At 68.8% G+C, this 12,578-nt stretch carries 12 protein-coding genes; 6 read left to right on the top strand and 6 right to left on the bottom strand.

Features of this window, described 5'->3' with window-relative positions; genetic code table 11:
* Positions 1 to 166: 166 nt before the first annotated feature.
* The 4 genes from KAQ61_RS17540 to KAQ61_RS17525 are packed head-to-tail and all read right to left on the bottom strand — an operon-like array spanning position 167 to position 3,735.
* Complete coding sequence (locus KAQ61_RS17540; RefSeq protein WP_210929996.1) at positions 167 to 820, bottom strand: ABC-type transport auxiliary lipoprotein family protein; 654 nt, start codon at positions 818 to 820, stop codon at positions 167 to 169.
* Between the two features lie 11 nt (positions 821 to 831).
* The gene (locus KAQ61_RS17535) at positions 832 to 1,788 is read right to left on the bottom strand and encodes an MlaD family protein (RefSeq protein ID WP_210929995.1); all 957 of its coding nucleotides are present in this window, start codon (positions 1,786 to 1,788) and stop codon (positions 832 to 834) included.
* Between the two features lie 3 nt (positions 1,789 to 1,791).
* Positions 1,792 to 2,604: an ABC transporter ATP-binding protein gene (locus KAQ61_RS17530; RefSeq protein ID WP_210929994.1), complete on the bottom strand. Its 813-nt coding sequence runs from the start codon at positions 2,602 to 2,604 to the stop codon at positions 1,792 to 1,794.
* A 3-nt stretch (positions 2,605 to 2,607) separates the two neighbouring features.
* Positions 2,608 to 3,735, bottom strand: a complete 1,128-nt coding sequence (locus KAQ61_RS17525; protein WP_183303345.1) for an MlaE family ABC transporter permease — start codon at positions 3,733 to 3,735, stop codon at positions 2,608 to 2,610.
* A gap of 220 nt (positions 3,736 to 3,955) precedes the next feature.
* Between KAQ61_RS17525 and KAQ61_RS17520 the strand changes: the two genes are divergently transcribed.
* The gene (locus KAQ61_RS17520; protein ID WP_210929993.1) at positions 3,956 to 5,677 is read left to right on the top strand and encodes a GMC family oxidoreductase; all 1,722 of its coding nucleotides are present in this window, start codon (positions 3,956 to 3,958) and stop codon (positions 5,675 to 5,677) included.
* 130 nt (positions 5,678 to 5,807) lie between these two features.
* On the opposite strand, the gene KAQ61_RS17515 is transcribed toward KAQ61_RS17520, so the two are convergent.
* On the bottom strand, positions 5,808 to 6,128 hold the full coding sequence (locus KAQ61_RS17515) for a hypothetical protein (protein ID WP_042419096.1): 321 nt from the start codon (positions 6,126 to 6,128) through the stop codon (positions 5,808 to 5,810).
* A 41-nt stretch (positions 6,129 to 6,169) separates the two neighbouring features.
* The gene (locus tag KAQ61_RS17510) at positions 6,170 to 7,477 is read right to left on the bottom strand and encodes an ammonium transporter (RefSeq protein WP_210931994.1); all 1,308 of its coding nucleotides are present in this window, start codon (positions 7,475 to 7,477) and stop codon (positions 6,170 to 6,172) included.
* Between the two features lie 349 nt (positions 7,478 to 7,826).
* Here KAQ61_RS17510 and KAQ61_RS17505 point away from each other — a divergent pair, with 349 nt between their 5' ends.
* The 5 genes from KAQ61_RS17505 to KAQ61_RS17485 all read left to right on the top strand — a co-directional run bounded on the left by KAQ61_RS17505 (position 7,827) and on the right by KAQ61_RS17485 (position 12,342).
* Positions 7,827 to 8,585 carry a sulfite exporter TauE/SafE family protein gene (locus tag KAQ61_RS17505; protein ID WP_210929992.1) on the top strand — a complete coding sequence of 253 codons (759 nt, stop codon included), beginning with the start codon at positions 7,827 to 7,829 and terminating at the stop codon, positions 8,583 to 8,585.
* Positions 8,586 to 8,876: 291 nt separating this feature from the next.
* Positions 8,877 to 9,647, top strand: coding sequence for an ABC transporter substrate-binding protein (locus KAQ61_RS17500; protein ID WP_042419106.1), 771 nt, complete (start codon positions 8,877 to 8,879; stop codon positions 9,645 to 9,647).
* A 113-nt stretch (positions 9,648 to 9,760) separates the two neighbouring features.
* Positions 9,761 to 10,543 carry an amino acid ABC transporter permease gene (locus tag KAQ61_RS17495; protein ID WP_042419108.1) on the top strand — a complete coding sequence of 261 codons (783 nt, stop codon included), beginning with the start codon at positions 9,761 to 9,763 and terminating at the stop codon, positions 10,541 to 10,543.
* Positions 10,540 to 11,295 (top strand): amino acid ABC transporter ATP-binding protein, encoded by a 756-nt coding sequence (locus tag KAQ61_RS17490; RefSeq protein WP_042419110.1) that lies wholly within the window; start codon positions 10,540 to 10,542, stop codon positions 11,293 to 11,295. Before KAQ61_RS17495 ends, KAQ61_RS17490 begins: the two co-directional genes overlap by 4 nt.
* 120 nt (positions 11,296 to 11,415) lie before the next feature.
* Positions 11,416 to 12,342 (top strand): DMT family transporter, encoded by a 927-nt coding sequence (locus KAQ61_RS17485; protein ID WP_210929991.1) that lies wholly within the window; start codon positions 11,416 to 11,418, stop codon positions 12,340 to 12,342.
* The last annotated feature ends 236 nt before the right edge of the window (positions 12,343 to 12,578 follow it).

Genomic DNA, 12,578 nt, shown 5'->3' with positions numbered 1-12,578 from the left:
TCCTCAGCGTGAAATCAACATTGACTGCACATGGAATGCGTAAAAACCAACACATTCACATTCCTGCAGCGCGAAAACTCACTTTAAGAAAAATCCATGGCGCAACGTGTCGTCGATGCGGGACAGGGCCGGTCGGACCAGACCGACCCGGCGTGCCAGAGCGCGTTTAACGCTTGGACACGGTTTGCAGCCACTGGGTGAGGGCGCCCCCCAGCACGTCCACCCCCTGGGCCAGGGCCTGCACCCCGGCCGCGGCGTTCGGCGCCGACGCGGGCTGGCGCACCTCCAGCACCCGCTGGGCCAGCAGCACATCGCCCTGCGGCGCGGGGTCCACCAGGGTGGCGCGCACGCGCACCCAGCCCACGCTGTCCTGGGCACTGGTGAAGACATGGCTGAACTCCTCCAGCGCCAGGCGCAGCACAGGCACCTGCCGCCCCTGCACGCTGGGCGGTGCTTCGCCCGGGGCCGCCGACAGCACCACGCGCCCGCCCTGGGTCAGGTGCTCGCGCAAGCGCTGCTGCACCATCTGCGCGGGCGGCACACTCCAGCGCGCCTGGGTGTAGGCGCGCAAGACCTGCGCATCCGCATACGCCAGGCGGTAATGCACCAGGGTGCTGCCATCGGACAGCAGAGGCGCCTGCACGGGCCCCAGGGCCACGGCCGGCAAGGCCACGGCCGGCGGCGCCGCCAGTGCGGCCGGTGCCCCCAGGTCATAGCGGGTCACGGCCTGGGGCGGCCGCGGCAGGGTGCTGCAGCCCGCCAGCCAGACGACCGCCGCCGCCCAGAACCAGGCGCGGCGTGGAGTGATCAGTGCGCGCATATGCATCTTCCTTACTGGGCCACAGGGGCCACAAAACCGGGCTCGCCGGGCCCGGGTTGTCCGGCATCCACCCCATACAGCAGGGATTGCGGGTTGTCGCCAATCCCCGCCGCGGCACTGCCCATGCGGCGCGCGGCCGAGGAGACATCGCTGGCGGCCTGGCTGATGCCGGGCAGGGTGGCGCGGTCCAGGCGCTCAGCCGCCCGGGCCATGGCCTGCGAGCCTTCGGTGATCCGCGCCAGGGCACCATCCGGGCCTTGCACGGTCGTGGTCATGCGGCGCACCTCCTGCGCCAGCGCGCCGGCTTCCTGCCCGGCCTTTTCCATGGCCTGCAGGGCACGGCGGGCATCCTGGGTCATGCCGGGCAGCTCCTGCTGCAAGGTGGTGTGCATGGAGCGGGTCACGCCGCTGACATTGCTGGCCGCATCCGACAGGTTGAGCAGCAGGCTGCTGAAGCGCTCCTGGTTGTCATCGCCCAGCAGCTGGTTGATGCGCCGGGTGGCCTCGTCGACCTTGCTCAGGATAGTCATGCCCTGGTCGGCCAGCACGCTCAGCGGCGAGGACTTCATCAACAGCCGCGGGATGCCGCCAGGGCCCTCGGGCAGGGCGGCCATGGGCTCGGTCACGTCGTCCAGCTGGATGTGCGCAATCCCGGTCACGCCCTGGTAGCCCAGCATGCCGAAGGTGGTGGTGGGCGAGACCGGGGCCTTGCTGTCGACCGCGATGCGGATCAGCACATTGCCCTGCTGGGCCTGGTCGAAGGTGATCTCGGTCACCTTGCCCACGGCCACGCCCTTGTAGCGCACCGTGGCCTGGTTCTGCAGGCCACTGATGGTGTCGCCGGTGGACATTTCGTACAGGGTGTAGTCGTGGCGGTCGCGCGTCAGCCACAGGGCCAGCGCCCCCAGCAGGACCAGCAGCGCCAGCACGAAGCTGCCGGCCGCCATGGCGTGTGATTTGTTTTCCATTGCTCAATGCCCTCCTTGCGGAGCGGGTGCCATGGCCCGGCGGCCCCGCTCGCCCTGGAAGAAAGTGGTGATGAAGGGGTGCTGGAATTGCGCCACCTCCTGTGGCGTTCCGGTCACCAGCACGCGTTTCTCGGCCAGCACCGCCACGCGGCTGGACAAGGCGAACAGCGTGTCCAGGTCGTGCGTGACCATGACCACGGTCAGCCCCAGCTCGGCGCGCAACTCGCGCAGCAGGGCGCAGAATTCGTCAGAACTGGTCGGGTCCAGCCCGGCCGTCGGCTCATCCAGCAGCAGCAGCGGCGGGTCCATGATCAGGGCGCGCGCCAGGGCCACCCGCTTGACCATACCACCGGACAGGTCGGCCGGCATGCGCGTGGCGTGCTCGGGCTTAAGGCCGACCATGCGCAGCTTGACCATGGCGGCCTCGTCGACCATGGCCGCGGGCAGCGTGCCCAGCTCGCGCAGGGCAAAGCCGATGTTCTCCAGCACGTTGAAGGCCGAGTACAGCGCCCCGTGCTGGAACAGCATGCCGACGCGGGCGGCCGCGCCTTCGGTGCACAGCTCGGCCGCTGGCCGACCCAGCGTGGTCACCGTGCCGCGCCCCGGCTGCAGCAGCCCCAGGATCTGGCGCAGCAGCACCGTCTTGCCCGTGCCCGAGCCACCGACGATGGACAGCATGTCGCCCTGGTACACCGTCAGGTCCAGGTCCTGGTGCACGGCAAAGGCGTTGTCGCCCTCGCCGAACACGCTCCACAGCTTGTCGACCTGCACCATGGCGCGGGGCGTCTGCGGGCGGGGGGATGCGGCTGCATTCATGGCTCAGAACCCCACATCCTTGAAAGCGATGGCGAACAGGGCGTCGACCACGATCACCATGGTGATGGACGACACCACCGAGGCCGTCGTGCCCGCGCCCAGGCTCTGGGTGTTGGGCTGCACGCGCAGCCCCCAGTGGCAGCCGATCAGCGCGATGAACACCCCGAACACCACCGACTTGGCCATGGCCAGCACCAGGTTGCCGATCTCCACCGCGTCCGGCAGCGCCTGCAGGAAGTAGCCGGCCGAGATGCCCATGGTCATGTCGGCCGCCAGCATGCCGCCCGCCAGCGCCGCCAGCGTGGTCCACAGGCTGATGAGCGGCATGGCCAGCGCCAGCGCCAACGCGCGCGGCATGACCAGGCGAAAGCCATGGCGGATGCCCATGACCTGCATGGCGTCCAGCTCCTCGGTCACGCGCATCACGCCGATCTGCGCCGTGATGGCCGAACCCGAGCGCCCAGCCACCAGGATGGCGCCCAGCAGCGGCCCCAGCTCACGGATCAGCGAGATGCCCAGGATGTTCACGATGAAGGCCTCGGCGCCGAACTGGCGCAGCTGCAGCGCCATCAGGTAGGCCAGCACCACGCCGATCAGAAAGCCCACCAGGGCCGTGATCGGCAGCGCCGTGGCCCCCATGCTGTACAGGTGGCCAGAAAAATCACGCCAAGGCCCTTTGCGCGGATCGCGCAGCAGGCGGCCGATGTCCAGCACCAGCTGCCCCACCAGCTCCACCAGGTGCTGGAAATGGTCCAGCGCGTGCAGCACCAGCAGGCCCAGCTGGTTCACCCGGTCCATCATGCACAGCGGGGCCGGCGCCGGCGCGGGTTCCTGGCGCAAGGCGGCCACGCGCGCCAGCATGGTGCGCTGGGCATCGGTCAGGCGCACCCGCTGCGGCCAGGCGTACTGCCAGTGGCGCCACAGCAGCTGGGCGCCGATGTGGTCCAGCCATTGCAACGCCTGCAGGTCCCAGCCCGTGGCGGCGTTCGCCGGATGGCTGCGCAGGGCGCGCTGCAGCTGTTGCCACACCGGGCGCTGGCCCAGCTCCGCCGCGCCCCAGCGCCCCTGCAACTGCACCCAGGCGCCTTCGGCGTCCTGGAGGGTTTGCAAACGGGGAAGGGTATCGGTCATGGCGTGAAAAAAGTCGAAGCGCTGCCAGCTTACAAGCTTTGGCCCCGGCCGCGAACCACGGAACGCAAGCCAGCAGCCGGTGCATTTTGCAGTGCAACACCGAAATCGTCAGACCAAGACTACACGCTTTCCCTATCGACAGCCCCGGGGCATTCCACACAATGGAACCACGGTTTCCAATCCGGAGGCCGATTGATGCCCGGTCACACGGGCTTGCTTCATGAGTGACACCTCTTTCGACTACATCGTCATCGGAGGCGGCACTGCAGGCGCCCTGCTGTGCAACCGCCTCAGCGCCGACCGCAACGTGCGCGTCCTGCTGATCGAAGCCGGCCGCAAGGACGATTACCACTGGATCCACATCCCCGTCGGCTACCTGCACTGCATCGGCAACCCCCGCACCGACTGGCTCTACCAGACCGAGGCCGACGCCGGGCTCAACGGCCGCAGCCTGCGCTACCCGCGCGGCAAGACGCTGGGCGGCTGCTCCAGCATCAACGGCATGATCTACATGCGCGGCCAGGCGCGCGACTACGACCAGTGGGCCGGGCTGACCGGCGACGACAGCTGGCGCTGGGAGCAGGTGCTGCCGGCCTTCATGAAACACGAAAGCCACTGGCGCCTGGACGAGGGCCAGCCGCCCAACCCGGCCTTCGCCAGCCTGCACGGCCACAAGGGCGAATGGCGCGTCGAGAAGCAGCGCCTGCGCTGGGACATCCTGGATGCGTTCTCCCAGGCGGCGCAACAGGCCGGCATTCCGGCCACGCAGGACTTCAACGGCGGTGACAACGAGGGCGTGGGCTATTTCGAGGTCAACCAGAAGGACGGCTGGCGCTGGAACACGGCCAAGGCCTTTCTGCGCCCCAAGTGCTATGGCCGCCCCAACTTCGAGATGTGGACCATGGCCCAGGCCACGCGCCTGGTGGTGGAGCGCCAGGCCGATGGCGCCCTGCGCTGCACCGGCGTCAAGGTCTGGACCGGCGACGAGCTGGCCCACCTGACGGCCACCGAGGAAGTGATCGTCTGCGCCGGGGCCGTCAACTCGCCGCAGTTGCTGCAGCTGTCGGGCATCGGCCCGGCCGAGGTGCTGCACCAGGCCGGCATCCCGGTCACGCTGGACCTGCCCGGCGTGGGTGCCAACCTGCAGGACCACCTGCAGATCCGCTCGGTCTACAAGGTGCGCGATGCGCTCACCCTCAACACCCTGGCGGCCAGCCCCTGGGGCAAGCTGCGCATCGGCATGGAATACCTGCTGCGCCGCACCGGCCCGATGAGCATGGCGCCCTCGCAGCTGGGCGCCTTCACGCGCAGCCGCCCCGAGCTGGAGCACCCCAACCTGCAGTACCACGTGCAACCCCTGTCGCTGGATGCGTTTGGCGAGCCGCTGCACAGCTTCCCGGCCTTCACCGCCAGCGTCTGCAACCTCAACCCCACCAGCCGTGGCACGGTGCACATCAAGAGCCCGAACTTCGAGGACGCGCCGGCGATTGCGCCCAACTACCTGAGCACCGCCCAGGACCAGCAGGTGGCGGCCGACAGCCTGCGCGTGACGCGCCGCATCGTCAGCCAGCCGGCACTGGCGCAGTATGCCCCCGAGGAATGGAAGCCCGGCACCCAGTACCAGAGCGACGAGGAGCTGATCCGCCTGGCCGGCGACATTGCCACCACCATCTTCCACCCCGTGGGCACCACCAAGATGGGCCGCGACGACGACCCCATGGCCGTGCTGGACAGCCGCCTGCGCGTGCGCGGCGTACAGGCGCTGCGCGTGGTGGACGCCGGGGCCATGCCCACCATCACCAGCGGCAACACCAACAGCCCGACGCTGATGCTGGCGGAAAAGGCCGCCGGCTGGATCCGCGCCGAACGCAAGGCGCGCGAGGGCCAGCCCCCCATGGCGGCGGCCGCCCCCGAAGCACCGGCCCAGGCGTTGACCGTGTGAACGGTCTCGCTGCCGCCGGCTGGATTAAAAAGTGAGCTACCTGCGCTGATCAAAATCCAACTTCGGCACTGAACCGCGCTGAAATCCAGATTTTCCGCGCGCAACCAGCTCCTTTTTCAGGACTCCCCCGCTAACGCAGCCCGCCGATGTAGCGCCCGGCCTCGTCGCCCGGCGGGGCCGCATCGCGCAGGCGGTGCGCCACACGCTCCACCAGCGGCACCGCCGGGGCGGGGGCCGCAGCACCGGCGTCCAGCAGGGCCGCCAGCCGGTCGGCCAGACCGGCCAGGGCGGCATCGCCGTCCTCCGCAGCGCGGGCCCGCGCCACGCGCACGATCTCGCGAGCGTACTCGTCGTTGAGCGCCATCCAGTCGGTATCGGTCACGCGGCCCGCCTTGCGCCGCAGCGCCACGTGCAGGTGGGCGGCTGCGGCCATGCGTTCGGTGTTCGCCATCGGCATCCTCCTTGTGCGGGCGGCCCAGGCCGCCGGGTGGGTCAGGCGCCCACGTGTTCGCGGTGCTCGCTGATGTCCAGGCCCTGCTGCTCGGCCTGGGCATCCACGCGCACGCCCACCAGGCGGTCGGTCAGCCACATCAGCACGCAGGTGGCGGCAAAGCTGAACGCCGCCACCGCGACCACCGCCACGGACTGCGCCAGCAGGTTGCCGCTGGCCCCGGAAATCGTGCCGCTGACCAACACCCCGGTCAGCAGCGAGCCAACGATGCCGCCGATGCCGTGCACGCCGAACACATCCAGCGAGTCATCGGCCCCCAGCCAGCGCTTGAAACCCGTGGCCCCCCAGTAGCAGACCAGCCCGGCGATGGTGCCGATCAGCAGGCCCGCGCCCATGTCCACAAAGCCCGCCGCCGGGGTCACGGCCACCAGCCCGGCCACCAGGCCCGAGCACAGACCCAGCACCGACATGCGGCGGTGCAGCAGCCATTCGCCCAGCGCCCAGCCCAGGGCGCCACCCGCGGCCGCCAGGTGCGTGACCACCATGGCCAGGGCCGCGCGCCCGTCGGCCGCCAGGGCCGAGCCGCCGTTGAAGCCGAACCAGCCCACCCACAGCAGGCAGGCGCCCAGCATGGTCCAGCCCAGGTTGTAGGGCTGGAAGGCCTCGCGCCCATAGCCCGTGCGCTTGCCCAGGTAGCAGGCGCAGGCCAGGCCCGCCGCGCCGGCGTTCACGTGCACCACGGCGCCGCCGGCAAAGTCCAGCGCGCCCATGCGCGCCAGCCAGCCGCCCGGCTCCCACACCCAGTGCGCCACGGGCACGTAGACCAGCAGGGTCCACAGCGCCATGAACAGCATCAGCGCCACAAAGCGCATGCGCTCCACCAGGGCGCCGACGATCAGGGCCGCCGTGATGATGGCGAAGGTCAGCTGGAACAGGGCGTAGGCCGCCTCGGGGATGTGCGGCGCCATGTGGCTGACCGCCAGTTGCTGCTGCGCCAGTTGGTAGTCCAGGCCCCCGAACCACAACCGCTCCAGCCCGCCAATCCAGCGCGAGGAGGGGGTGAACGCCAGCGAATAGCCCACGGCAAACCACACCACGCTGACCACACAGGCCGCGCCCAGCACCGCCGCCAGGGTGTTGAGCACATTCTTGCGGCGCACCATGCCCGCGTAGAACAGGGCCACGCCGGGCAGCGTCATCAGCAGCACCAGGGCCGTGGCCACCAGCACCCAGACCGTGTCGGCCTTGTCGATGGCCGCAAACCCCACCATCTGCTGGGCCTGCCCGGCCGCTGGCAGCAGGGCCAGCAGCGCCACGCCCGGGGCCAGACGGCCCCACCTGCTTCGCATCTCCATGTCGCTCCCCCGCAGTGTTGTTGCCGCCAGCCAAGCACAAGCCATGCCTGCACACCGGCCGCCAAACACCCACAGCGCACAGTGTCATTCGGCCGTCACACACCGCACCACCAGCTTGCGGGAAATCCCCGATGCACCAAACCAACGCAGGGTCTACAGTCCAGACCACTCTAGCGCGCACCAAGGTGCAGCAAGGAGGGCCCGAGGAGACAACTCGATCCACAACCAGACCAATATCTAAAAAGCATCCACCAATGAGATGCCTTTCCCCCAGCGCCGGCCAGACCGGCGCTTTTTATTTGTGTTTTAGCGCTCCGTGAACAGCGCACAATCAGCGCCCATCATGGAATGGATTTTTGTCTCTCTGGCTTCGGCCCTGGCCGGTTTCGTGGATGCCATCGTGGGTGGTGGCGGACTGATTCTGGTGCCCGCAATGTTTGCCGCCTTCCCGCACGCGGCCCCCGCCACCCTGTTTGGCACCAACAAGAGCGCCGCCGTCTGGGGCACAGCGATGTCGACCTGGCAGTACAGCCGGCGCATCCGCATCACCTGGCCGATGATCATCCCCGGCATCGTGGCCGCCGGGGTGGGCGCATTCAGCGGCGCCTGGGCCGTCACCCTGGTCAACCCCGACTTCCTGCGCAAGCTGCTGCCCTTCATCCTGCTGGGCGTGCTGCTCTACACCCTGGCCAAGAAGGAGCTGGGGCGCGAACACACCCCCATGCACAGCCTACGCACCACGCAGTGGCTGACGGCCGGCATCGGCCTGGTCATCGGCTTTTACGACGGCTTCTTCGGCCCGGGCACGGGCAGCTTCTTCGTCTTCCTGCTGGTGCGCCTGCTGGGCTATGACTTCCTGAACGCGTCGATCAACGCCAAGCTGATGAACGTCACCACCAACCTGGCGGCCATCGTGCTGTTCGCGCTCAAGGGCCATGTCTGGTGGCACTTTGCCGTGCCGCTGGCGATCGCCAACGTGCTGGGCAGCGTACTGGGCACCTGGATGGCGCTGCGCCACGGCGCCGGCTTTGTGCGCGTGATCTTCATCGTGGTGGTCAGCCTGCTGATCTGCAAAACCGGCTGGGACGCCTTCGGCGCCTGAGCCGGCGCGGCACATCCCCCGTCAGTGGCGAGGCCTGCCGTCTGCACGGACGCTGGCCGGCTTTTATAATGGCAGCCTGCTTCGCCTGACGAGCCGCACATTCTTGGTGCATGTGCACCACCGCTTTGCGGCGTAGCCCGGCCCACCGCTGTGATGGTCTGATGTCCTCAGACCGGCGGTCCGGCGGCTACAGCCCCCTCCTTTCTTGACCGCTGCATCGCTGTGAGCGGCGCCCCATCCGCATGGGGCCGGGGCCCTTGCCAGCGCGATGGCGCCAGGAGCACCTCTTTCATGCAACGCTTTTCCGTCATTGCCGCCGCTGCGCTGGCTCTGCTGGGCACTTCGGTGGCCCAGGCACGTCCCCTTGAAGCCATCCAGAAGGACGGCACCCTGCGTCTGGCCACCGAAGGCTACTACGCCCCCTTCGCCTACTTCGAGGGCAAGAAGCTGACCGGCTTCGAAGTCGATCTGGCCGAACACCTGGCCCAGAAGATGGGCCTGAAGTTCGAGTGGAAGACGATTTCCTTCGATGCCCTGCTGACCGGCCTGAAGCAGGACCGCTGGGACCTGGTCATCTCGTCGCACGGCATCACGCCCGAGCGCGAGAAGGCCATCACCTTCACCGCCCCGCACTACTGCTCGGGTGCGCAGGTGATCGCCCGCGACGCCAGCATCCAGGGCGCCAAGGACCTGGCCGGCAAGACCGTGTCGGCCCAGACCGGCACCACCTACCTGGACTACGTGCAAAAGAACGTGCCCGGCGTGAAGCGCGTGGTGAACTTCCCCACCAACGAAGCCGCGATGAACGCCCTGATGACCCAGCGCGCCGACGCCTGGGTGACCGAGCGCTTCCTGGCCAAGGAAATGCTGGCCAAGAACCCCAAGATCAAGTTCCACCAGGGCGAGCTGCTGTTCGTCGAGCGCATTGCCGCCGCCGTGGCCAAGGACAACCAGCCCCTGGCCGCCGCCTGGAACCAGGCCTTTGCCGCCTCCCTGAAGGACGGCAGCTACGCCAAGATCTCGCACAAGTGGTTCCAGGAAGACATTCGCTGCCCACAATAAAACCTGCCCGGGCGGTGTGATCGCCAGGCCGGGTGCCTGGCACGCCGCCCCATGACGCCCTGAGGCTTTGGCCCCCAGGGCGTTTTTGCGTTGTTTAACCTGCTGTTCTTTCCATGCTCACTGCACTTTGGCCCTCGCACTGGAGCCGCACCCAGCGCAGCAATGCCACCCTGGTCACCGCCCTGTTGCTGATGGTGGTGGTCGTCGCCCTGCTGGGCGAGCTGCTGGCCCTGCTGCCCGAACCCATCGGCGACCACGCCGCCGAATTTGCCGATGGCGCCCGCACCACGCTGTACCTGACCCTGGTCAGCGGCGCGGCCGGCCTGCTGTTGGGCGTGCTGGCCGCCGTGGCGCGCACCTCTGGCCATGCCGTGCTGCGCAGCGTGGCCGGCGCCTATGTCTGGATCATCCGTGGCACGCCGCTGCTGGTGCAGATCCTGTTCATGTACTTCGCCCTGCCGGTGCTGGTGCCGGGCCTGAACCTGCCGGACTTTGCCGCCGCCTGCGTGGCCCTGGCGCTGAACGTCGGTGCCTACAACGCCGAAGCCGTGCGCGCCGGCCTGAACGCCGTGCCGCGCGGCCAGACCGAGGCCGCCCGTGCCCTGGGCCTGCCCAAGGGGCGGGTGTTCCTGGACGTGGTCTTTCCCCAGGCGTTCAAGATTGCGCTGCCGCCCCTGGTCAGCAACTTCGTGGCCCTGCTCAAGGACTCGTCGCTGGCCTACGCCATCGGCGTGGTGGAGCTGACCAACGTCGGCAACCGCATCCAGTCGTCCACCTTCCAGCCGGTGGAGACGCTGATCACCGTCGGCCTCACCTACCTGGTGCTGACCACGCTGGTGACCCAGGTCACCGCCGCCATCGAATACCGCTTTGACGTGGAGGGCCGCCAGAAGTGAGCCATGCTGCCAACACCCGCACGCCCTACATCGTCTGCGAGCGCGTCACCAAGTCGTTTGGTGCGCACCAGGTGCTGAAGGGCGTGTCCACCCAGTTCTGCCAGGGCGAGGTGACCGTGATCATCGGCGCCTCGGGCTCGGGCAAGTCCACGCTGCTGCGCGCGCTGAACCGCCTGGAGCCGCACGACGGCGGGCGCATCACCATCGCCGGCGTGGAGGTCACGGACCACGAGGCCACGCTGCAGCAACAGCGCTGCGAAGTCGGCATGGTGTTCCAGCAGTTCAACCTGTTCGGCCACATGACCGTGCTGGACAACGTGACCCTGGCGCCGCGCCGCATCCGCAAGACGCCGCGCGCCACGGCCAACGCCCAGGCCCTGCAGCTGCTGGAGCGCGTGGGCATGGCCGCCCATGCGCACAAGTACCCCTGGCAGCTGTCCGGCGGCCAGCAGCAGCGCGTGGCGATTGCGCGCGCCCTGGCCATGCAGCCGCAGGTCATGCTGTTCGACGAGCCCACCAGCGCCCTGGACCCGGAGATGGTGCAGGAAGTGCTGGAGGTGATGCGCGGCCTGGCCCGCGAGGGCATGACCATGATCGTCGTCACCCACGAGATGGGCTTCGCCCGCGAAGTGGCCGACCGTGTGATGTTCTTCGACCAGGGGCAGATTGCGCACGAGGCCCCGCCGGCCGAGTTCTTTGCCCGCCCGGGCAACGAACGCATTGCCGCCTTCATCGGCCGCATGGCCCACTAGACGCCCCCGCCATCATCACCATCAGGAGCAGTTGGCGCTTGTCATTCCTTGGTTTCAGACTGTTTTGACCATAAACCCCAGCAAATGCGAGCGTGAGCCGCTCCTTTTTTCATACATCGCATGCGCACCGAACGCCTGGGCCTGGCGGCCCTGCTGACCGTCACCGTGGTCTGGGGCACCACCTTCCCCGCCATGAAGCAGTTGTCCACCGACCTGTCGGCGCTGCAGATCATCTGGCTGCGCTTCGGTCTGGCGACCCTGGTGCTGCTGCCGCTGTGGCGCGGCATCCGGCGTGCCGAATGGCACTGGGGCTTGGGCCTGGGGGTGCTGAACTTCCTGGCCTTCTGGCTGCAGATCGAAGGCCTGGCGCTGACCACCAGCAACCGCAACGCCTTCGTCACCGGCCTGAACGTGCTGCTGGTGCCGCTGATCGCCTGGCTGGTGCTGCGCCGCCGCACCGGCTGGCAGGTCTGGGCCGCCTGCGCCCTGGCCATGGCCGGCATGTGCCTGATGTTCTTCGAGGACACACCCTGGAACCGGGGCGACACGCTGACGCTGTGCAGCGCCGTGGTCTACGCCCTGTACATCCTCGGGCTGGAGGCCGCCGCGCGGCGCCACCAGGCGGCCCCCCTGCGCGCCACGCGCATGGCGGCGGCGCTGGCCGGCTCGATGTGGACCTGCACCACGCTGATGCTGTGGCTGCAGCCCCAGGGGTTCGAGCGGCTGCAGACGCAGGCGCAGGCCCTGTCCCCCGGCGCCTGGCTGGCCATCGCCTACCTGGGCCTGGTGGCCAGCGCCCTGGTGGTGGTGCTGCAGGCCTGGGGCCAGCAGCGGCTGGACGCCATGCGCAGCGCCATCGTCTTCGGGCTGGAGCCGGTGTTTGCCGCGCTGACCGCCTGGTGGCTGATCGACGAGCGCATGGGCGCGCTGGCCCTGTGCGGCGCAGCGCTGATGGTGGTGGCGCTGATCTTCAGCCAGTGGACGCCACCGCAGGCTGCACCACGTGCCCGCAGCCTGCCTCCGGCCACGGCAAAGCCCAACGCCTGACGCCCAATACCGTGCTGCAGGCGGGGTGCGCACGCGCCTGTGCTGCGCGCCATGCAAGGCTGAGCACCCGATCCCGTAGAAGGACTGGCGCTTGTGCCCTGCAGGGACAACGCCCGCCACGCGGTATTGGCGGCATGCGCGCCTGCATGGCCCCAGCGCCTGGGACCGTCGATCCTGCCGTGGCGGGAGATGGCGTGCGGCCGACTGCCAGCGTCTGCGCGCGTGGGCGGGGCAGC

The organism is Comamonas aquatica (assembly GCF_018064205.1).
Taxonomy (GTDB): domain Bacteria; phylum Pseudomonadota; class Gammaproteobacteria; order Burkholderiales; family Burkholderiaceae_C; genus Comamonas; species Comamonas aquatica.
Note: the sequence above shows the minus strand (reverse complement) of the source record. Positions and strands in the feature narration are given on the sequence as shown.

Coding starts and splice junctions, on each gene's coding strand:
- KAQ61_RS17540 (WP_210929996.1), bottom strand. CDS start 820: ATGCGCGCACTGATCACTCCACGCCGCGCCTGGTTCTGGGCGGCGGCG.
- KAQ61_RS17535 (WP_210929995.1), bottom strand. CDS start 1,788: ATGGAAAACAAATCACACGCCATGGCGGCCGGCAGCTTCGTGCTGGCG.
- KAQ61_RS17530 (WP_210929994.1), bottom strand. CDS start 2,604: ATGAATGCAGCCGCATCCCCCCGCCCGCAGACGCCCCGCGCCATGGTG.
- KAQ61_RS17525 (WP_183303345.1), bottom strand. CDS start 3,735: ATGACCGATACCCTTCCCCGTTTGCAAACCCTCCAGGACGCCGAAGGC.
- KAQ61_RS17520 (WP_210929993.1), top strand. CDS start 3,956: ATGAGTGACACCTCTTTCGACTACATCGTCATCGGAGGCGGCACTGCA.
- KAQ61_RS17515 (WP_042419096.1), bottom strand. CDS start 6,128: ATGGCGAACACCGAACGCATGGCCGCAGCCGCCCACCTGCACGTGGCG.
- KAQ61_RS17510 (WP_210931994.1), bottom strand. CDS start 7,477: ATGCGAAGCAGGTGGGGCCGTCTGGCCCCGGGCGTGGCGCTGCTGGCC.
- KAQ61_RS17505 (WP_210929992.1), top strand. CDS start 7,827: ATGGAATGGATTTTTGTCTCTCTGGCTTCGGCCCTGGCCGGTTTCGTG.
- KAQ61_RS17500 (WP_042419106.1), top strand. CDS start 8,877: ATGCAACGCTTTTCCGTCATTGCCGCCGCTGCGCTGGCTCTGCTGGGC.
- KAQ61_RS17495 (WP_042419108.1), top strand. CDS start 9,761: ATGCTCACTGCACTTTGGCCCTCGCACTGGAGCCGCACCCAGCGCAGC.
- KAQ61_RS17485 (WP_210929991.1), top strand. CDS start 11,416: ATGCGCACCGAACGCCTGGGCCTGGCGGCCCTGCTGACCGTCACCGTG.